The sequence below is a fragment of the Pseudomonas sp. LBUM1670 genome (assembly GCF_059695695.1).
On record NZ_CP166783.1, the window covers coordinates 241,100 to 259,868 of the forward strand.

Annotated in this window: 18 protein-coding genes and 1 pseudogene; 5 read left to right on the forward strand and 14 right to left on the reverse strand. The window is 59.5% G+C overall.

Annotation, left to right across the window (positions count from 1 at the left end):
* Position 1: 1 nt before the first annotated feature.
* The 9 genes from ACA073_RS01150 to ACA073_RS01190 all read right to left on the reverse strand — a co-directional run bounded on the left by ACA073_RS01150 (position 2) and on the right by ACA073_RS01190 (position 9,832).
* The gene (locus tag ACA073_RS01150) at positions 2-811 is read right to left on the reverse strand and encodes a MetQ/NlpA family ABC transporter substrate-binding protein (RefSeq protein WP_497401001.1); all 810 of its coding nucleotides are present in this window, start codon (positions 809-811) and stop codon (positions 2-4) included.
* Between the two features lie 117 nt (positions 812-928).
* A complete protein-coding gene (locus ACA073_RS01155) occupies positions 929-2,287 on the reverse strand; it encodes an LLM class flavin-dependent oxidoreductase (protein ID WP_497401003.1) in 1,359 nt (452 codons plus the stop codon).
* Entirely contained in the window at positions 2,287-3,480 is a 1,194-nt protein-coding gene (locus ACA073_RS01160) for an SfnB family sulfur acquisition oxidoreductase (RefSeq protein WP_497401005.1), read from the reverse strand. The genes ACA073_RS01155 and ACA073_RS01160 overlap by 1 nt, the downstream gene beginning before the upstream one ends.
* A 38-nt stretch (positions 3,481-3,518) precedes the next feature.
* Positions 3,519-4,760 carry an SfnB family sulfur acquisition oxidoreductase gene (locus ACA073_RS01165; protein ID WP_497401007.1) on the reverse strand — a complete coding sequence of 414 codons (1,242 nt, stop codon included), beginning with the start codon at positions 4,758-4,760 and terminating at the stop codon, positions 3,519-3,521.
* Positions 4,761-5,091: 331 nt separating this feature from the next.
* The gene (locus tag ACA073_RS01170) at positions 5,092-5,856 is read right to left on the reverse strand and encodes a hypothetical protein (protein ID WP_497401009.1); all 765 of its coding nucleotides are present in this window, start codon (positions 5,854-5,856) and stop codon (positions 5,092-5,094) included.
* Positions 5,857-6,323: 467 nt separating this feature from the next.
* Positions 6,324-7,079, reverse strand: coding sequence for an L-cystine ABC transporter ATP-binding protein TcyN (tcyN, locus tag ACA073_RS01175; RefSeq protein ID WP_497401011.1), 756 nt, complete (start codon positions 7,077-7,079; stop codon positions 6,324-6,326).
* Positions 7,080-7,083: 4 nt separating this feature from the next.
* Positions 7,084-7,749 (reverse strand): cystine ABC transporter permease, encoded by a 666-nt coding sequence (gene tcyL, locus ACA073_RS01180; RefSeq protein WP_497401013.1) that lies wholly within the window; start codon positions 7,747-7,749, stop codon positions 7,084-7,086.
* A complete protein-coding gene (gene tcyJ / locus ACA073_RS01185) occupies positions 7,749-8,543 on the reverse strand; it encodes a cystine ABC transporter substrate-binding protein (RefSeq protein WP_497401016.1) in 795 nt (264 codons plus the stop codon). The genes tcyL and tcyJ overlap by 1 nt, the downstream gene beginning before the upstream one ends.
* A gap of 296 nt (positions 8,544-8,839) precedes the next feature.
* On the reverse strand, positions 8,840-9,832 hold the full coding sequence (locus ACA073_RS01190) for a D-cysteine desulfhydrase (RefSeq protein ID WP_497401018.1): 993 nt from the start codon (positions 9,830-9,832) through the stop codon (positions 8,840-8,842).
* 190 nt (positions 9,833-10,022) lie between these two features.
* Here ACA073_RS01190 and epsC point away from each other — a divergent pair, with 190 nt between their 5' ends.
* Entirely contained in the window at positions 10,023-10,949 is a 927-nt protein-coding gene (gene epsC / locus ACA073_RS01195; protein WP_497401020.1) for a serine O-acetyltransferase EpsC, read from the forward strand.
* 390 nt (positions 10,950-11,339) lie between these two features.
* A complete protein-coding gene (gene betT / locus ACA073_RS01200) occupies positions 11,340-13,334 on the forward strand; it encodes a choline transporter BetT (RefSeq protein WP_497401022.1) in 1,995 nt (664 codons plus the stop codon).
* A gap of 2 nt (positions 13,335-13,336) precedes the next feature.
* Here betT and ACA073_RS01205 read toward each other — a convergent pair whose 3' ends face one another.
* Both ACA073_RS01205 and ACA073_RS01210 read right to left on the reverse strand, forming a co-directional pair.
* Positions 13,337-13,597: a hypothetical protein gene (locus tag ACA073_RS01205; protein ID WP_497401024.1), complete on the reverse strand. Its 261-nt coding sequence runs from the start codon at positions 13,595-13,597 to the stop codon at positions 13,337-13,339.
* A 158-nt stretch (positions 13,598-13,755) separates the two neighbouring features.
* A pseudogene (locus ACA073_RS01210) lies at positions 13,756-13,962 on the reverse strand (SDR family oxidoreductase); the annotation flags it as partial.
* Positions 13,963-14,139: 177 nt separating this feature from the next.
* Here ACA073_RS01210 and ACA073_RS01215 point away from each other — a divergent pair.
* The 3 genes from ACA073_RS01215 to mgrA all read left to right on the forward strand — a co-directional run bounded on the left by ACA073_RS01215 (position 14,140) and on the right by mgrA (position 15,983).
* Positions 14,140-14,322, forward strand: coding sequence for a type II toxin-antitoxin system HicA family toxin (locus ACA073_RS01215; protein ID WP_407013427.1), 183 nt, complete (start codon positions 14,140-14,142; stop codon positions 14,320-14,322).
* Positions 14,319-14,783, forward strand: coding sequence for a type II toxin-antitoxin system HicB family antitoxin (locus tag ACA073_RS01220; RefSeq protein ID WP_497401026.1), 465 nt, complete (start codon positions 14,319-14,321; stop codon positions 14,781-14,783). Before ACA073_RS01215 ends, ACA073_RS01220 begins: the two co-directional genes overlap by 4 nt.
* A gap of 162 nt (positions 14,784-14,945) precedes the next feature.
* Positions 14,946-15,983: an L-glyceraldehyde 3-phosphate reductase gene (gene mgrA / locus ACA073_RS01225; protein ID WP_497401027.1), complete on the forward strand. Its 1,038-nt coding sequence runs from the start codon at positions 14,946-14,948 to the stop codon at positions 15,981-15,983.
* Between the two features lie 174 nt (positions 15,984-16,157).
* Here mgrA and tauD read toward each other — a convergent pair whose 3' ends face one another.
* From tauD to tauB, 3 genes are all read right to left on the reverse strand, one after another.
* Positions 16,158-17,000 (reverse strand): taurine dioxygenase, encoded by an 843-nt coding sequence (tauD, locus tag ACA073_RS01230; protein ID WP_497401028.1) that lies wholly within the window; start codon positions 16,998-17,000, stop codon positions 16,158-16,160.
* Between the two features lie 131 nt (positions 17,001-17,131).
* The gene (gene tauC / locus ACA073_RS01235) at positions 17,132-17,965 is read right to left on the reverse strand and encodes a taurine ABC transporter permease TauC (RefSeq protein ID WP_497401029.1); all 834 of its coding nucleotides are present in this window, start codon (positions 17,963-17,965) and stop codon (positions 17,132-17,134) included.
* Positions 17,962-18,756, reverse strand: coding sequence for a taurine ABC transporter ATP-binding subunit (gene tauB / locus ACA073_RS01240; RefSeq protein WP_497401030.1), 795 nt, complete (start codon positions 18,754-18,756; stop codon positions 17,962-17,964). Before tauB ends, tauC begins: the two co-directional genes overlap by 4 nt.
* Positions 18,757-18,769 lie beyond the last annotated feature (13 nt).

Here is an 18,769-nt window from a genome sequence, read left to right on the forward strand (position 1 = left end):
CTCAGCTTTCCCAACCGGCTTGATAGAGCTTGCCGTGCGTCTTGTCGAGGGCTGCGCGAACGGCTGGCGAATGTTGGTAGATGTCGACGAATTTGATCAGGCGCGGGTCGGCTTTGTTTTTCGGCTGGATCACGAACTGGATCACGTATTCCTTGTGATCAAGGCCGTCGAACAGCAGCGCAGAACCGGCATCGAAGGTCTTCGCCAGTCGGATGTACGCCGGGTAGCCCTGAACCAGATCGGCATCATCGTAGGCGCGCACCAGTTGCACGGCTTCGACCTGAAGGATCTTGATTTTCTTCGGGTTGGCGATGATGTCTTCCTCGGTGGCCTTGTAACCGACACCCGGTTTGAGGGTGATCAGCCCGGCCTTGGCCAGCAGTTGCAAACCGCGACCGCTATTGATCGGGTCGTTGGCGATGGCGACGCTGGCGCCTTCCGGCAGCTCGTCGAAGCTTTTGTATTTTTTCGAGTAGAGGCCGACGTTGTTAATGATTCCCGGCGCGAAGGGCACCAGATCAAAACCGGAGGCGGCCTTGGCGTTTTCCAGGAACGGGACGTGCTGGAAGTAGTTCACGTCGATGTCGCCGGCGGCAAGGCTGACGTTGGGGGCGATCCAGTCGGTGAACTCGACGAGTTCGACATTCAGGCCTTGTTTGTTGGCTTCTTCGACGGCGGCCTCCAGTGGGATGGCAAAAGCGGCGGTGGTGCCGACTTTCAGTGGTGCGTCGGCGGCGAAGGTGATGGAGCTGAAGAGGCCGAGGGCCAGGGCCAGTGCTTTGACTGGGTGAGAGAGGTAGTTTTTGGTCATGGTGGTTATTCCAGTCAGTGCATAAATTAATGGTGTTTGGTCGGGCCTCTTCGCGAGCAAGCCCGCTCCCACAGGGGAACGCGGTCTACTGTGGGAGCGGGCTTGCTCGCGAAGCTTTTAGCGTCGAAACGCCGAGCCGGTGTGTTGCTCAGGCAAATGCGCTTCACCGTGAAACAGCTTTTCCCGCAAGCTGCCATCGTCATAAGCGGTCTTGTACGACCCACGACGCTGCAACTCCGGAATCACCAGCTCAATGAAATCCACATAGCTTTCCGGCGTGACAATCCGTGTCAGGTTGAAGCCATCCAGTCCGGTTTCGGCGATCCACGATTCCAGCTCATCCGCCACTTGTTCAGGCGAACCGACAACCGTGATGTAGCGACCACCGAGCGCGTGTTGCTCGAGTAATTTGCGTCGGGTCCAGTCGTTGTTTTGCAGGTTTTTGGTGGCCGACTGGATCGCGTTGCTCTTCACGTACTGGATCGGTTCGTCGATTTCGTACTCGGAAAAATCGATCCCGGTCGACGCCGAGAAATGCGCCACGCCGGCCTCGGCGCTGGCGTAGCTCAGGTACTCGGCGTGCTTCTTCCAGGCGAGCTCTTCAGTGGCGCCGACGATCACGTTCAGCCCCATGAACACCTTGATGTCCTCAGGATTACGCCCGGCCTCGACGGCGCTGGCGCGCACCTTGTCCACCTGAACCCTGGTCGAAGGTTTGTTCTGGCCGCTGATGAACACGCACTCGGCATGCCGCCCGGCGAACAGCAAACCGCGATCCGAACTGCCGGCCTGGAACAGCACCGGCGTACGCTGCGGCGACGGCTCGCAGAGGTGATAACCCTCGACCTGATAGAACTCGCCCTTGTGCTCGACCTTGTGCACTTTTTCAGGCTGCGCATAGATCCGTTGCTGCGGATCGTTGAGCACCGCGCCGTTTTCCCAGCTGCCTTCCCAGAGTTTGTAGAGCACTTCGAGGTATTCGTCGGCTTGGTCGTAACGACGGTCGTGTTCTACCTGCTCGCTCAAGCCCATGGCTTTGGCGGCGCTGTCGAGGTAACCGGTGACGATGTTCCAGCCGACTCGACCGCGACTCAGATGATCGAGCGTCGACATGCGTCGGGCGAACAGATAGGGCGGTTCGTAAGTCAGGTTGGCGGTCAATCCGAAGCCAAGATTTTTGGTGACGGCGGCCATGGCCGAGACCAGCAGCAACGGGTCGTTGACCGGCAGCTGGATCGACTCTTTCAGCGGCACGTCCACCGAGTTCTGGTAGACGTCGTACACGCCGACAATGTCAGCGATGAACAACCCGTCGAACAGTCCACGCTCCAGCAACTGCGCCAGTTCGGTCCAATACTCGATGGTTTTGTATTGGGTGGAATTGTCCCGTGGGTGCGTCCACAAGCCATGGTTGATGTGCCCGATGCAGTTCATGTTGAACGCGTTGAGCAGGATTTTCTTTTTGGCGTCGGCCATCAGATCGTCCCCCGCAGCGGCGGGTTTTCATCGTTAAGGTAGTAGTTGCCCACGGCGTGATACTTCCAGCGCACCGGGTCGTGCAGCGTATGAACCCGAGCGTTGCGCCAGTGGCGATCCAGTCCGTGTTCGATCAGGGTCGCCTGGCTGCCGGCCAGTTCAAACAGCGTGCTGCCAGCGGCGAGGGAGATTTCGGTGCTGATGGCACGGGCTTCGGCAACGGCGATCGACGCGGCGGCAACGGTCTCTGCGTTGGTCTCGGCCTGGGCTTTGTCGAGGAATTCGCCGGAGCGCTCCAGCAAGGCTTCGGCGGCGTGCAGGCGGATGCTCAGGTGACCGAAGCTCTTGATGGTCAGCGGGTCTTCGATGGCCTTTTCATGCGTGGCGTCGATCCATGGTCGGGTTTTGGTCCGCACGAAATGCAGCGCATCTTCATAGGCGGCGCGGGCGATGCCGGTGTCGATGGCGGCGTGAAGAATCTGCGCCAGCGAGCCGACGGTCGTCGGGCGTTCGAAAGCGCTTTGAAACGGGATCACGTCTTCGGTGGCAACGTAAACGTCTTCGAACACCACCGAACCGCTGCCGGTGGTGCGCTGGCCGAAGCCGCTCCAGTCGTCGATGACGGTCAAGCCTTTGCTGTCGCGTGGGACGAACGCGAGTTGCTGCACGCCGTTTTCATCCACCACCGAGGTCGGGATGCGTTGCGCGTAGATCGCGCCCGTGGCGTAGAACTTGCGGCCGTTGATGCGATAGCCGTCACCGTCGCGTTTCAGACTGGTAACGCGGTCGTGGGCGGTTTTTGTGCCGAGTTCGGCGAGTGCATTGCCAAAGCGTTGGCCGGCCAGCACTTCTGCGTAAAGACGTTTTTTCTGCTCGGTGCTGCCGTTCACACGCAGCACTTCGAGGGCATAAAAATGGTTCTGCGGAATTTGCCCGAGGGAGCCGTCAGCCTGGGCGATCAAGGCAATTACCTTGGCCAGCGTGACGTTGGAAACGCCAGCGCCGCCGTACTCCTTTGGCACGCTGATGCCCCACAGGCCCGAGCGGGAAAACACTTCCAGTTCCGGGTGCGGCAAACGGCGTTCGCGGTCGCGCAAGGCGCTGTCGCGTTTGAAATCTTCAGCCAGATCAGTGGCGACGATCAGGGCTTGCTCATCGCTGGTGATGACCGCGACGTGGTGAGAAAGAGTCATGTGTTTCTCCAGAGCTCTGGTTAAAAGTGTTCTGGTCGTTAAATCCAGGAGTGGCGAGCGGGGAGCGTGCCGTTGAGGTGATACGCGCCGACCGCGTGATACTTCCAGCGCACCGGGTCATGCAGGGTGTGCACGCGGGCGTTGCGCCAATGGCGGTCGAGGTTGAACTCGGCGAGGGTGGCGCGGCTGCCGGCCAGTTCGAAGAGTTTTTCGCTGGCCAGCAGCGAGATCTCGGTGGTCAGCACCTTGGCTTCGGCCACGGCAATCGAGGCGCGCGCGGCGGACTCGGCGGTGAGCGGCGCGGCATTGACCTGATCGAGTACTTGCCCGGCCTTGCGCAGCAGCGCTTCAGCGGCGTGCAGTTCGATTTTCAGTTTGCCGATGTCGGCGATCACGTAAAGGTCATCGCTGGCCCGTTCGACTTTGGCGTCGATCCATGGACGTGCACGGGTTTTCACGAATTCGATGGCGTCATCGATGGCGCCGCGGGCGATGCCGGCGTCGATGGCCGCTTGAATCAGCTGCGAGACGGCACCCTGGATGTTCGGCTTGTCATTGATCTTCCAGTTATCCACCACCAGCTCGGCGTCGACCCGCACGTTGTTGAGCAAAATGGTGCCGCTGGCGGTGGTGCGCTGGCCGAAACCGGACCAGTCATCGACGATGCGCAGACCCGGCGTGCCACGCCGGACGAAGGCCAGCACTTGCTTGCCGTCATCGTTCAGCGCCTTGACCGCGACCCAGTGGGCGAACAGGGCGCCGGTGGAATAGAACTTCTGCCCGCTGATGACAAAACCGTCACCGTCGGCGGTGATCCGTGCCTTGAGTTCGAGGGTGTTTTTGGTGCCGCGTTCAGGCCCGGCATTACCGATGCGCCAGCCTTCGAGGACGCTTTTGAACAGCTGTTTTTTCTGCGTTTCGGTCGCGCTGCCGAGCACCAGGTTGAGAATGCCGAACTGGTTCTGCGGGATCTGTCCCAATGCCGGGTCGGCCGCGGAAATGATCGCGAACACCTCGGCCAGTGTGACGAACGAAACCTGCGGGCCACCGTACTCGCGCGGGATGGCAATGCTGCCCAGACCGCTGCGGGTGAACTGTTCGATTTCCGACCATGGCAACTTACGCTGCTGGTCGCGTCTGGCCGCTTGCAGGCGGGCGACGTGCGCCAGCTCATGGGCGGCCTTGATGGCTTGAGCGTCGTTGCGCAAGACCTGCGCGGGCAGCAACAACGGGGCGACGTCCAGATCACTCTGGATGATTGCATCTGCCAGACTGGACATCAGTGCCGCTCCTTGGCTGCACGCAATGCCCTGGCGATCTGCACTGGGGTGATTGTGTTCCGGACCATACCTACCTCACATCTCATGGAACGCCGCGAGGGTTGCGGCGAAGTAAAAACAAGAATGTCCGGTGGTCCGGTGCATATACCCTAAGCGTGTATAAAAAATTAATAAACTAACTTTTAGGAATATGCATAGAAGGGGCTTAAATAGGTCGAGCGCGACCCCTGTGGGAGCGGGCTTGCTCGCGAAGGCGGTGTGTCAGGAGTTGTCAATGCGCCTGACCCACCGGCTTCGCGAGCAAGCCCGCTCCCACAGGGGCGATGGGTTTTCACTTCTTGCCCGGTTCAGCGGCCATTAATATTTCCTTCGGCTGGAACTTCAGGTAGGGATTGGCGCAGCCAATCTTCAGCGCACGCGCCGGTGCCCAGCGCGAGTTGTTACCCACCCGGTCGAGGATGCAGTAAGTCACTTCCAGCCGCAGGTCTTCGCCTGCTTCAAGAATGATCGCTGGCGGCACCCAGACCTGAATCGGCTCGCCCACGTCGCTTGTCTTGAGCCGTGGCAGGTCCATGCGCACATCGCCCCAGCGCAAGGTGATTTCATCGTCGGCGGCCATGTTCAGGTACGGCTCGATGGTCAAGGGAACGCCGCGCTTGATCTGGTTCGGGTTGACGCCCTGACGGCGGATGGTGTCGGGAATGCTCACCGGCGCCAGGCGCTGGTTTTCGTCACCACACAGTGTCGACGGCTGGCCACCCGGGCAGTTCAGCTTGACCTGCACGCGGGTTGCCGGTGACAGCGCAGGCCCATGGCCGACCTGCATCAGCCGATAGTGAATGCGTGAGGAGCCATTGGCGATGAAGCTTTCCGGTACTCGCATGCTGACCGCTTTGCCGACGTCGTGAGTATTCAGCACCCTTGAAGCCACGTAGCAGTTGTCCCAGAACAGCTCGATCAAGTCGCCGTCATCCATGCCGGGATAAGGCGCGACGTCGATCAGCAGACGAGCCGCTGAGGTGATGTTGATGCCGCTCTTGTGTGATTGCGCCACGGTCGGTGCCGCAAGTTCGGGTTTGTTCGAAGTGTTTTTCATGGGTTTCTCCTTGAAGTCTTGCAGCGAAGTCCGTTTCTGAAAGAGCTGAATTGCCGAGCAACAAACGGCTCATTACTTTCGTATGAAAACAATGATTGATCGTGATTGATTGCATTTGCTGGAGACTAGATAAGAGTGCGCATGAATAAGTGTCAATAGAATGGGTTAGTTAAGTAATGAATCTGATGTTATTCAGAAAGCTCCTACGCTCTAAGGTTAAGAAGCCGTATCGTGCTGTCGAACATGACCACCGAACCAGCGGATTTTGGAGGGTGTGGGTGAAGACCACGCGAATAGTGATGGTTCAGTATGTCGAGGATTTTAGGCGAGGTTTATCTGTAGCAGGACATATATATGCACCGCACACGATATCGAAAGATTGATAAATTATTCGAGAATGTTTGAGGGGGTATATGAAGGTGCAATGTTACTTCCATCCATGGAAGTTAACAGTTTGTTATGGCGACTCAGTTGTGAGCGTTGTTCAGAAACTTGCTGAGAAACTGTTTTGTCCGTTCTTCTTTAGGATTGGCAAACAGCGCCCTGGCTTCGCCTTGCTCGACGATCACACCTTTATCGAAAAACACCACGCGGTTGGCCACATCACGGGCAAAACCCATTTCGTGAGTGACGATGACCATGGTGCGCTTCTCTTCGGCCAGGCTGCGGATGGTCGCCAGCACTTCACCTACAAGCTCCGGATCGAGCGCTGAGGTGGGTTCGTCGAACAGGATCACTTCCGGCTCCATCGCCAGCGCCCGGGCAATCGCCACGCGCTGTTGCTGTCCACCGGACAGGCGTCGCGGATAAGCGTCTTCCTTGCCCGCCAGGCCAACCCTGGCCAACAGTTTTTTACCCAGGGCAACGGCTTCGGTCTGCGGGATCTTCTTCACGATGATCGGGCCTTCGATGACGTTTTCCAGGGCGGTGCGATGGGGGAACAGGTTGAAGTTCTGGAACACGAAGCCGACGTGCTGACGCAAGCGCCGCACCAGGCTCTGCTGCTGGTTCAGCGGGCGGCTGCCATCGATTTCGATGTCACCGACCTTGATCCGGCCGCTGGTGGGTTCTTCCAGGAAGTTCAGGCAACGCAGGAACGTGGTTTTCCCCGAGCCGCTCGGCCCGATGATCGCCACGACCTCGCCTTCCTTCACCTCCAGATCGATGCCGTTGAGCACGACTTGACCCTTGAACTGCTTTGTCAGTTTTTCCACGACAATCATTGGGTCAGGACTCCAGATCGTGCCGATTGACCCGTGCTTCCAACTGGTTCTGCAGGTGCGATAGCACCGTGGCCAGAATCCAGTAGATCAGCGCGGCGGCAAGGTACATGGTGAAAATTTCGAAGGTCCGGGCGGTAATCAGCTGCGCCTGACGGAACAGTTCCGGCACCTGAATGGTGGCCGCCAGTGCGGTGTCCTTGACCAGCGAGATGAAGCTGTTGCCCAGCGGCGGCAGGGCTGTGCGCATCGCCTGCGGCAGGATGGCCCGGCGCAACGTCTGCGCGCGGGTCATGCCGATACTGGCGGCGGCTTCCCACTGACCGCGCTCGATGGAGCTGATCGCAGCACGCAGGATTTCGCAGGCGTAGGCCGCCATGTTCAGCGAGAAGCCGATCAGGGCCGCCGGCAGCGGATCAAGTTCGATACCCAATTGCGGCAAGCCGTAATAGATCACGAACAGTTGCACCAGCAACGGCGTGCCGCGAAAGAACGACACGTAGATGCGGGCCAGCCAGCTCACCAGTTTGAAGCGCGACAGACGCATCAACGCCAGGCCGAAGCCCATCAGCAGGCCGAAGAACATCCCGCCCAGACTGAGGATTACCGTGTAGTACGCGCCCTTCAGCAGGAAGGGCGCGGAGTCCAGCGCAAGTTGGAAAGCTTCTTCCATTATTGAGTGACGTCAGCGCTGAAGTACTTTTCCGAAAGCTTTTTCAGCGTACCGTCGGCACGCAGCTTGTCGATGGCTTTGTTCACCGCAGCCAGCAGCTCAGGCTCGCCTTTGCGCAGTGCGATACCGGCTTCCTGACGGGAGAACGCTTCGCCGGCGGCGGCAGTGTCCTTGGCCTTTTTGGCGTATTCCAGCGCGGCGAGGCGGTCGATCAGAATGGCGTCGATGCGGCCAACGCGCAGATCCTGGAACTTGGTCGGGTCATCTTCGTAAGTGCGGATGTCAGCCTTTGGAACGTTTTCTTTCACCCACTGCTCGTAGTTGGTGCCCAGACCTACGCCTACTTTCTTGCCGGCCAGATCGGCGGCGGTCTTGATGGTGTCTTTGTTCTTGGTCAGGGTCAGCGCCTGAATCCCGGAAACGGTGTAAGGCTCGGAGAAGTCATACTTCTTCTTGCGCTCTTCGGAGATGGTCACCTGGTTGATCACCGCGTCCAGACGCTTGGATTCCAGCGCCGCGAGGATGCCGTCCCATTTGGTCGGTTGCAGTTTGACCTTCACGCCCAGCTCTTTGGCCAGGGCTTCGGAGAATTCGACTTCGAAGCCGGCCAGTTTGCCGTCGGCGTCGACGAAACTGAACGGTGGGTACGTGCCTTCCAGGCCGACGTTGATCACGCCAGCGTCCTTGATTTTTTGCAGCTGCTCACCGGCAACCGCTTGACCGAGCAGGCCGGCGCTCAGCGCCAGGCCCAGCGAACCTACCAGCAGATTTCGACGTAGTACGGAAAAATTCATGACAAGCCCCTGTGTTTTCTTATGAAGACGCTTTTAGGAATGTTGGCAAAATCGGGATTTGGGCGACTGCAATATCCTGCCCTAAAGCAGCGTATGCGTCTCGCTGCAAATTCGCCTGCGGCGTGACTATATGATGGCGTTTTTAGATAGGAAAATAATAAATGTTACGTTTGTTATTCTATTTTAGAATATAAAATGTTTGCTGAAAAGATCGCAGCCTGCGGCAGCTCCTACATGGGTCGGCATACACCCGTAGGAGCTGCCGCAGGCTGCGATCTTTTGATCTTGCTGGTCGATTACAGAAAGTCCTTGTAGGCAAACAACGCCGGCGCCCCGCCCGTGTGCAGGAAGATAATCGGCCCTTCATCAAAACGTTGACGCCCAACCCCGTCGAGCAACCCAGCCATGGCCTTGCCGGTATACACCGGGTCCAGCAACAAACCTTCCTGACTCGCGACCAGTTTTACCGCCGACAGCGTTCCGGCATTCGGTTCGCCATAGCGCGGGCCAAAATATTCGTCCCACAACTCGACCTTGAAACTGGCCGGCAGGCTCACGTCCAACAGCGCCGCGGTGCGCTCGGCCAGGCCCTGGACCTTGGGCCGCTGATCTTCATCGCTGCGGGAAACTGTCACACCAATCACTGGCAAATCCGGCAATGCTTCGCTCAACGCGAGAGCCAGACCGCTGTGAGTTCCAGCGCTGCCCGAGGCCAACACCACCGCAGCGAACGTCAGGCCGGTGTCTTTGATCTGCTCGGCCAGTTCCAGTCCGGCGCGCACATAACCCAAAGCGCCCAACGCGTTCGAGCCACCGATCGGCACCAGATACGGCTTCTTGCCATTGCTGCGCAGGCGTGCGGCCAATGCTTCCAGTTGCTCGTCAGCGTTGTCGAGGTTGTCCACCAACTCAACTTTGGTATCGAACAGGTCGAGCAACAGCCGATTGCCGTTGCCGACGTAGTTGGCGTCGTCAGTGCCCAGAGGATTTTCCAGCAGCGCGACGCAACCCAGACCGAGCCTGGCGGCAAGGGCGGCGGTCTGGCGCACGTGGTTGGATTGCAGCGCGCCGGCAGTGATCAGCGTGTCCGCACCTTGGGCCAGCGCATCGGCGGCCAGGTATTCAAGTTTGCGCAGCTTGTTGCCACCCATCGCCAGCGGTGTCAGATCATCACGTTTGACGTACACGTCGCGGCCGAGCCAGGTCGACAGGCGTTCGAGTTTTTCCAGAGGGGTCGGGTGGCCGAGCAGATCGAGGCGGTCAAAACGGGCGAGCTGTTGTTTGATCATGGGTCCGTACTGGTGGGGGTAGATGTCAGGACTATAGGCACGGCTATAAGTAGGGGCAACCGCCAATCGCATATATCCAAACGTGCTGAGCACAGCACAATCGGTTCTTAATTCGGCTTCCAGACCTTGCCGTAAAGTAATCGCCGTCAGCGCGGCCAGACAGTCCGGCCGCCCGTGTGGAGTTTTTACCTTGAGCGAGCGTTCCAGCCATTGGCAATTGCAGACCATCGTCAGCCAGCTGCGCACGGCGCGCGACCAGTGGCGCGCCCAGAATGGCCGCGCCAGCGGCGAGCAGGGCGGTCGCGAGTTGCCGTCCCGAGCGGCCATGGCGGAGATTCTTGAAGCGCTGTGCGGTGCGTTGTTCCCGATGCGCCTCGGCCCGGTGGACCTGCGCGAAGAGAGCGAAGACTTCTACGTCGGCCACACGCTGGACGTAGCACTGAACGCGTTGCTGGGGCAGGCACGACTTGAGCTGCGTTACGCCGCCCGCCACAGCGCCGAGGCCGACACCGAAGTCGAAGCCAAAACGATCCAGATCATTCAGGACTTCGCCCTCGCCCTGCCGGGGCTGCGCAGCCTGCTGGACACTGACGTGCTGGCGGCCTATCACGGTGACCCGGCGGCTCGCAGCGTTGATGAAGTCTTGCTGTGCTATCCGGGGATTCTGGCGGTGATTCACCATCGCCTCGCGCACCATTTGTACCGCGCCGGGTTGCCATTGCTGGCGCGGATCAGCGCAGAAATCGCCCACTCGGCGACCGGTATCGACATCCACCCGGGCGCGCAAATCGGCCGCAGCTTCTTCATCGATCACGGGACGGGTGTGGTGATCGGCGAGACCGCGATCATCGGCGAGCGCGTGCGGATTTATCAAGCCGTGACCCTGGGGGCCAAGCGCTTCCCGGCGGATGAAGACGGCCAGTTGCAGAAGGGCCATCCGCGGCATCCGATTGTCGAGGATGATGTGGTGATCTATGCCGGTGCGACGATTCTGGGGCGGATCACCATTGGCAAGGGTTCGACCATTGGCGGCAATGTCTGGCTGACCCGCAGCGTGCCGGCGGGGTGCAACCTGACGCAGGCGAATCTGCAGCATGATGATGGGACGCAGAAGTAAGACTGCGTAAATCTCTGCTGTCTGATCGACCGCCTTCGCGAGCAAGCCCGCTCCCACAGTGGATGGGTGTTGCACCACAGATGTGTGCACGACACTATTCCCTGTGGGAGCGGGCTTGCTCGCGAATGGTTTCAAGCCGAACCGAGATAATGGCCTTCAGCCAATTCTCCACTGAACGAATCCCCCCAACCCCGCGTCATACCCTTCCTTGAGCTAGCGTACGAACAGTACCGCCGAGCCCTGTGATTAGTCCTTAGCACCCTATTCATGTTTAACTTGAACGCTCATTCAAGTTAAACCACCGGTTTGCTGCCCGCTCACAACAGGAGGCTTGCCCTTGCCGAGTCCGTTACTGATTCCCCGTTTACACCCCCTTGAGGCGCACCTTTCATGAGTGCACCGTCCACCTCCGCCAGCGGTCAGGTCCGCATGAACCCGCCGGTGTTTTACTTCGCGGCGACCTTCATTCTGCTCTTCGGCATTGTCGTCATCGCCATGCCTGAACAGGCCGGCGCCTGGCTTCTGCAAGCGCAAAACTGGGCGGCCAATACGGTCGGCTGGTATTACATGCTCGCGATGACCCTGTATCTGGTCTTCGTGGTGGTCACCGCCTTGTCCGGCTACGGCAAGATCAAGCTCGGTGCCGACCACGACGAGCCCGAATTCAGTTACCTGTCCTGGGCCGGCATGCTGTTCGCCGCCGGGATCAGCATCACACTGTTTTTCTTTTGTGTGTCCGAACCGCTGACCCACCTGTCGCAACCGCCGCAAGGCGAGGCCGGCACGGCGGATGCGGCGCGCCAGGCGATGCAGATTCTCTTTCTGCACTGGGGTCTGCATGGTTGGGGCGTGTTCGCCTTCGTCGGCATGGCGCTGGCCTACTTTGCCTACCGGCACAACCTGCCGCTGGCCCTGCGCTCGGCGCTCTATCCGCTGATCGGCAAGCGCATCAACGGTCCGATCGGTTACGCCGTCGACGGTTTTGGCATCATCGCCACGGTGTTCGGCCTCGGTGCCGACATGGGCTTCGGTGTGTTGCACCTCAACTCAGGGCTCGACTACTTGTTCGGCGTCGCTCACACCCAGTGGATTCAGGTCGGCCTGATCACGTTGATGATGGGCGCGGCGATCATCGTCGCGGTGTCCGGCGTCGATAAAGGCGTGCGGGTGATGTCCGACATCAACATGCTGCTGGCCTGTGCGCTGCTGCTGTTCGTGTTGTTCGCCGGGCCCACGCAGCATCTGCTTAACACCTTGATCCAGAACATCGGCGACTACCTCGGCGCGTTGCCGATGAAGAGTTTCGACCTCTACGCCTACGACAAACCCAGCGACTGGCTGGGCGGCTGGACGGTGTTCTACTGGGCCTGGTGGATTGCGTGGTCGCCGTTCGTGGGCCTGTTCATCGCACGGATTTCCCGTGGCCGGACCATCCGCGAATTCGTCTTCGGCGTGCTGTTGATCCCGCTCGGTTTCACCCTGGCGTGGATGTCGATCTTCGGCAACAGCGCCATCGACCAGGTGCTCAACCACGGCATGAGCACCCTCGGCATGTCGGCCATCGACAACCCGTCGATGACCCTTTACCTGCTGCTGGAAACCTACCCGTGGAGCAAAACCGTGATTGCGGTCACGGTGTTCATCAGCTTCGTGTTCTTCGTCACCTCGGCCGATTCCGGCACCGTAGTGCTGTCGACACTCTCCGCCAAGGGCGGCAACCCGGATGAAGACGGGCCGAAATGGCTGCGGGTGTTCTGGGGCGCGATGACCGCGCTGATCACCAGTGCGCTGCTGTTCTCCGGCAGCATCGATGCGCTGAAGTCGGCGGTGGTGCTGACCTCATTGCCGTTCTCGATGATTTTGTTATTGATGATGTGGGGGCTGCACAAGGCGTTTTATCTGGAGTCGCAGAAGCAGATCGCGCAACTGCATTCCCTGGCGCCGGTGTCCGGTTCCCGGCGTGGCGGATGGCGTCAGCGCTTGAGTCAGGCCGTGCATTTCCCGTCGCGGGATGAGGTCTATCGCTTCCTCGATACGACGGTGCGTCCGGCGATTGAAGAAGTGACGGCGGTGTTCGTCGAGAAGGGTTTGCACGTGGTGGCTCAACCCGATCCGGCGAACGACAGCGTCAGCCTGGAAATCGGTCACGGCGAGCAGCATCCGTTCATCTATCAGGTGCAGATGCGCGGCTACTTCACGCCGTCCTTCGCCCGTGGCGGCATGGGTTCCAAGGAACTCAACAATCGTCGTTACTATCGCGCCGAAGTGCATTTGAGCGAGGGCAGCCAAGACTACGATCTGGTGGGCTATACCAAGGAGCAGGTCATCAACGACATCCTCGATCAGTACGAGCGGCATATGCAGTTTTTGCATTTGGTGCGTTGAGGTCAGGTCTCGCTGCTCAACACCATGAACAGCACCAGCGCCGCCACCGGCACGCCGAACACAATGCTGCCGACCACCAGCTCCGTCGTCACGGGCTGGCCGGCAGTAACCACGCCGATTGCGCCGTTGATCATCGTCAGGGCCAGCCACAGGATGATGAAGCTGTAGGTCAGGATTTGGCGGCTGAAGCCGATTTGCTCGCCGATGAACAGCATCAGCGCCAGGAGGACCAGGCCGAAGAAGATGATGATGGTGGTGTGCATTGTGTGTATCTACCCTCAGATGTATTTCACCCTTGAGGCCGCCTTCGCGAGCAAGCCCGCTCCCACAGGGTTTGTGTCGAACGCAAATTATGTGAACGACTCAAACCCTGTGGGAGCGGGCTTGCCCGCGAAGGCGTCAAGCCTGCTTACATAGCAGCTTAAACCAGCCCCCCATTCACGCGCAGAATCTGCCCGTTGACCCACGCCGAATCAGGCCCCACTAGAAACGAGACAACGTGGGAGATGTCTTCCGGTTGAGCCAGACGTTCCAGCGGAGGCATCCTGGCGAAGGTCTGGATTTGCTCCTCGCTCTTGCCATGCAAAAACAGGTCGGTGGCTACCGGGCCAGGCGCCACAGCGTTGACGTGATTTTGCGAGGTTGATGTGCTGGAGTGTTTGCGGGGGCGCGATAGCCGCTGGTCTTCAGGCAAGTTGGGTAACGTCGCGCTGGTCTAATATTTGTCAGAGTGTGTATCGTGTGTATAACGTTCGCATTCGTCGCGTAATGTGATCGGCAGATTGCTGCCCACAAGGACGAATTGATGCGAAGTCGGGAAATGATCAGGATGATCGAGGAGGATGGTTGGTATCTGGTGGCCGTGAAAGGTAGCCACCATCAGTACAAGCATTCGTACAAGGCAGGTCGGGTGACGATCAAGCACCCTGATTCAGATCTTCCCAAAGGAACGATCAACAGCATATTGAAACAGGCGGGCCTGAAATGAGGCCCGATATCGGAAATGAGAGCCTCGAAGAGGCAACATCACAGGAAGGACTCACCGAAATGAAATTCCCGGTCGTTCTGCACAAGGATGCCGACTCAGAATACGGAGTGATTATCCCGGACGTACCGGGTTGTTTCTCTGCGGGCGCTACGGTGGCGCAGGCATTCGAAAACGTGAAAGAAGCGTTGTCCTTGCACTATGAAGGACTGGTCGCCGATGGTGATCCATTGCCGCAAGTGCGTGAGATTGACGCTCATATCAATAACCCTGAGTACGCTGGCGGCGTATGGGGTGTGGTCGAGTTCGATATCACGCCTTATTTCGGGAAATCGGTACGCTTCAACGCTACGTTGCCTGAGCAGTTGCTTGAGCGTATCGACCAGACAGTAAGGCGGGATCAGCGATATAGCTCGAGATCTGGCTTCTTGGCGGCTGCTGCGCTGCGTGAGCTGTCGGCATAAGCCCGAGGCTCAGTTTCAGGCACCAGGGGGCGGTCAATTTAGAATCTGTGAAACGTTTCAGCATTTCCTCGAGTCTAGGGTTTATCGGCGTTTGTCTGGGCGTATGCTGGGCAACTTGCGAAGCAGTCGATGCCAAATTCAAGACAGACAAGAGAGGATTCGATGACTTACACCGCTGCCGAAAACCGCTACGACTCCATCCCTTACCGCCGCGTCGGCCGCAGCGGTCTGGTGTTGCCGGCGTTGTCCCTGGGCCTGTGGCACAACTTCGGCGACAGCACGCCGATCGACACCCAGCGTTCGTTGCTGCGAACGGCGTTCGATCTGGGGATCAACCACTTCGACCTGGCCAACAACTACGGCCCGCCGTACGGCAGCGCCGAAATCAATTTTGGCCGTTTGCTGCGCGAAGACTTCAAGCAGTATCGCGATGAGCTGATTATTTCCAGCAAGGCCGGTTGGGACATGTGGCCCGGTCCTTACGGGCAGGGCGGTGGTTCGCGAAAATACGTGCTGGCCAGTCTTGATCAGAGCCTGCAGCGCCTGGGCCTGGATTATGTGGATATTTTCTATTCGCACCGTTTTGATCCGGACACTCCGCTGGAGGAAACCGCCAGCGCATTGGCTACGGCGGTGCAGCAGGGCAAGGCGCTGTACATCGGCATCTCGTCGTATTCCGGGGTGAAAACCCGTGAGATGGCGGCGCTGTTGAAAGAGTGGAAAGTACCGTTGCTGATTCACCAGCCGGCGTACAACCTGCTGAATCGTTGGGTGGAAAAGGACCTGCTGGAGGTCACCGACGAACTCGGCACCGGCGTGATTGCGTTCACGCCGTTGGCGCAGGGCCTGTTGACCGACAAATACCTCAACGGCATTCCGAAGGATGCGCGGGTGAATCGTCCGGGCGGTGATTCGTTGCAATCCTCGCACTTGTCGGAGGCCAATATCGCCCATGTGCGTGGGCTCAACGAAATCGCCAAACGTCGCGGTCAGAGCCTGGCGCAACTGGCGTTGGCCTGGACGCTGCGCGATCCGCGCGTGACCTCGGCGCTGATCGGTGCGAGCCGGCCGGAGCAGATTATCGAGAACGTCGGGGCGTTGAAGAATTTGAGCTTCAGCGCGGAGGAGTTGGCGGAGATTGACCGGTTTGCCCAGGAGGGCGGGATCAATCTTTGGGAGAAGCCTTCGACGGCTGAGTAAGTGTTTGGTGCCGGTTTATGTGGCACCTGTTGTATCGCCTTCGCGAGCAAGTCGAATCGTCGCACCGCCGCTCCCACAATTGACCGAAAGACTCGGTCTAATGTGGGAGCGGCGGTGCGACGATTCGACTTGCTCGCGAAGGGGCCATAAAAATCAGTAAAAAAGCTGGGGTGTTCACCGAAAAAACGGCACATCCCCCAACACCGTCGCCCGCTGCATCACCCGCCGCGCCGGCCGGTAATCATTCACCGCGTAATGCTGCGTCACGCGGTTATCCCAGAACGCCACGTCATCCTGCTGCCAGCGCCAGCGAATGGTGAATTCCGGCCGCGTTGCATGGGCGAACAAAAACTTCAGAATCACCTCGCTCTCGGTCTCCGACAGCTCATTGATCTTAGACGTGAAGCCGTCATTGACGAACAGCGACCGGCGCCCGCTCACCGGATGCGTGCGGATCACCGGGTGCGACAGTGGCGGATTCTTGCGGCGTGCTTCTTCCCACTGAGCCAATGCTTCCGGCGTGTTGCCATAGCGCTCCAGCGGAAACGAACGAGTGAAATCGTGCGTTGCCGTCAGCCCTTCCAGCAGACTTTTCATCGGTGCAGACAGCGCTTCATACGCCGCAATACCGCTGGCCCACAATGTGTCGCCACCAAACTCCGGCAGCAATTTTGCGCTGAGCACCGCGGCCATCGCCGGGGTCGGCAGGAAGGTCACGTCGGTGTGCCAGATGGCGTTGTCACGCACGTCGGTGACGGCGGTGTCGAGGATCAGTACTTCCGGCTGTTCGGGCACATTCGGGTAGATCGGGTGAATGTGCAGGTCGCCGAAATGGGCGGCGAAACGTGCCTGTTGCTGCGGCGTGATCGGCTGGTCGCGGAAGAACAGCACCTGATGCTTGAGCAGTGCCTGCTCGATGGCATCGCGCTGTTCCAGGTTCAGTGGCTGACTGATGTCGATGCCGCTGATTTGTGCGCCGAGCGCGGAGCTGAGGGGGACGATTGTCAGGTTGCTCATGGTCATTCTCTTCAATCCGGGGCGCCGTGCTTTTTGTGGGAGCGGGCTTGCTCGCGAAAGCGGTGTATCAGTCAAAGCAATGTTGCCTGACACTCCGCATTCGCGAGCAAGCCCGCTCCCACAGGGAAAAATCAGTGAGCCTGGCCGTGCCATGGCACCAGTTTGCGTTGCAGCGCGCGCAGGCCCATTTCCATGGCGAAGGCGATCAGCGCAATCACCAGAATCCCCAGCACCACCACATCGGTAACCAGAAACTGCGCGGCCGACTGCACCATGAAGCCCAAGCCGCTGGTGGCAGCGATCAGTTCGGCGGCGACCAGCGTCGACCAACCCACGCCCAGACCAATGCGCACACCGGTCAATATGTCCGGCAAGGCGCTCGGCAAAATCACATGGCGAATCAGTTGAACTCGGGTTGCGCCCAACGACTGAGCGGCGCGCAATTTGGCCGGGTCGACTGTACGCACGCCGGTCGCGGTGGCGATGGCGATCGGAGCGAAGATCGCCAGGTAGATCAGCAAGACTTTCGACAACTCGCCAATGCCGCACCAGATGACGATCAGCGGCAAATAGGCCAGCGGCGGAATCGGGCGGTAGAACTCGATCAGCGGATCGAGAATGCCGCGCGCGATACGGTTGGCACCGATCGCAATGCCGACCGGCACGGCGGTCAACACCGCGAAACCGAGACCCAGGCCGATCCGGCCAAGACTCGCGCCCAGGTGCTGCCACAACGTCGAATCCATGTAACCGCTGGTCGCCAGCAGCCAGCCCTTTTGCAGCACGGCGGACGGCGGTGGCAGGAACAGCGGTTCGATCATCCCCGTGGCGGTCACGGCCCACCAAAGGGCAACGAGCGCGACCAGGGTCAGCACGCTGATCCAGCGGGTGCTCAAACTGCGACGAACAGGAATGACCGTCGAACCCGGTTTCACCGTCACGGCCGGTATTTCATAGGTGCTCATGCGCGCTCCTGCCGCGTGGCGGCGCTGCGTTGGGAGAACACTTTGGCGAGCACGTGTTCGCGGGTTTCGATAAAGCGCGGATCGGACTTGATCGCCCGTGCCGACTCACCGGCGGCGTAACGCTGACCGAAATCCAGGCTCAGGCGCTCGACGATTTTCCCCGGATTCGGCGCCAGCAGAATCAAGTCCGTGGCGAGGAACACCGCTTCTTCAATGTCGTGGGTAATCAGGAAAACGGGTTTGGCGGTGCGCTGCCACACTTGCAACAGCAGCTCCTGCATCTGTTCGCGGGTGAAGGCATCGAGTGCGCCGAAGGGTTCGTCCATCAGCAGTACGCGCGGGTCGGCGGCGAGCGCGCGGGCCAGGCCGACGCGTTGCTTCTGGCCGCCCGAGAGCTGCCAGATGCGGCGGTGTTCGAAACCGGAAAGGTCCACCAGCGCGAGCATTTCCCGAGCGCGGATTTCGCGTTTGTCCCGGGAAACACCGGCCAGTTCCAGACCGAAACCAACGTTGGCTAACACGTCCTGCCAGGGCAACAAGGCATCGTCCTGGAACACCACGCCGCGTTCGGCGCTCGGACCTTTGACCGGCACGCCATCGAGGGTGATGCGTCCGGCGCTGGGCTCGACGAAACCGGCAATCAGGTTCAATAGCGAAGTCTTGCCACTGCCGGACGGGCCGAGAGCCACCAGCAACTGCTGGGGCCCAAGACTCAGGGAAATATCCGCCAGCACCGGTTCCGGACTGCCGGGGTACTGTGCGCTGATGCGCTCCAGCTGTAGCAAAGCCATCGCGGTCAACTCC

Coding starts and splice junctions, on each gene's coding strand:
- ACA073_RS01155 (WP_497401003.1), bottom strand. CDS start 2,287: ATGGCCGACGCCAAAAAGAAAATCCTGCTCAACGCGTTCAACATGAAC.
- ACA073_RS01170 (WP_497401009.1), bottom strand. CDS start 5,856: ATGAAAAACACTTCGAACAAACCCGAACTTGCGGCACCGACCGTGGCG.
- tcyJ (WP_497401016.1), bottom strand. CDS start 8,543: ATGAATTTTTCCGTACTACGTCGAAATCTGCTGGTAGGTTCGCTGGGC.
- ACA073_RS01160 (WP_497401005.1), bottom strand. CDS start 3,480: ATGACTCTTTCTCACCACGTCGCGGTCATCACCAGCGATGAGCAAGCC.
- tauB (WP_497401030.1), bottom strand. CDS start 18,756: ATGGCTTTGCTACAGCTGGAGCGCATCAGCGCACAGTACCCCGGCAGT.
- ACA073_RS01165 (WP_497401007.1), bottom strand. CDS start 4,760: ATGTCCAGTCTGGCAGATGCAATCATCCAGAGTGATCTGGACGTCGCC.
- ACA073_RS01215 (WP_407013427.1), top strand. CDS start 14,140: ATGCGAAGTCGGGAAATGATCAGGATGATCGAGGAGGATGGTTGGTAT.
- tauC (WP_497401029.1), bottom strand. CDS start 17,965: ATGAGCACCTATGAAATACCGGCCGTGACGGTGAAACCGGGTTCGACG.
- ACA073_RS01190 (WP_497401018.1), bottom strand. CDS start 9,832: ATGATCAAACAACAGCTCGCCCGTTTTGACCGCCTCGATCTGCTCGGC.
- mgrA (WP_497401027.1), top strand. CDS start 14,946: ATGACTTACACCGCTGCCGAAAACCGCTACGACTCCATCCCTTACCGC.
- ACA073_RS01220 (WP_497401026.1), top strand. CDS start 14,319: ATGAGGCCCGATATCGGAAATGAGAGCCTCGAAGAGGCAACATCACAG.
- ACA073_RS01205 (WP_497401024.1), bottom strand. CDS start 13,597: ATGCACACCACCATCATCATCTTCTTCGGCCTGGTCCTCCTGGCGCTG.
- tauD (WP_497401028.1), bottom strand. CDS start 17,000: ATGAGCAACCTGACAATCGTCCCCCTCAGCTCCGCGCTCGGCGCACAA.
- betT (WP_497401022.1), top strand. CDS start 11,340: ATGAGTGCACCGTCCACCTCCGCCAGCGGTCAGGTCCGCATGAACCCG.
- tcyN (WP_497401011.1), bottom strand. CDS start 7,079: ATGATTGTCGTGGAAAAACTGACAAAGCAGTTCAAGGGTCAAGTCGTG.
- tcyL (WP_497401013.1), bottom strand. CDS start 7,749: ATGGAAGAAGCTTTCCAACTTGCGCTGGACTCCGCGCCCTTCCTGCTG.
- ACA073_RS01150 (WP_497401001.1), bottom strand. CDS start 811: ATGACCAAAAACTACCTCTCTCACCCAGTCAAAGCACTGGCCCTGGCC.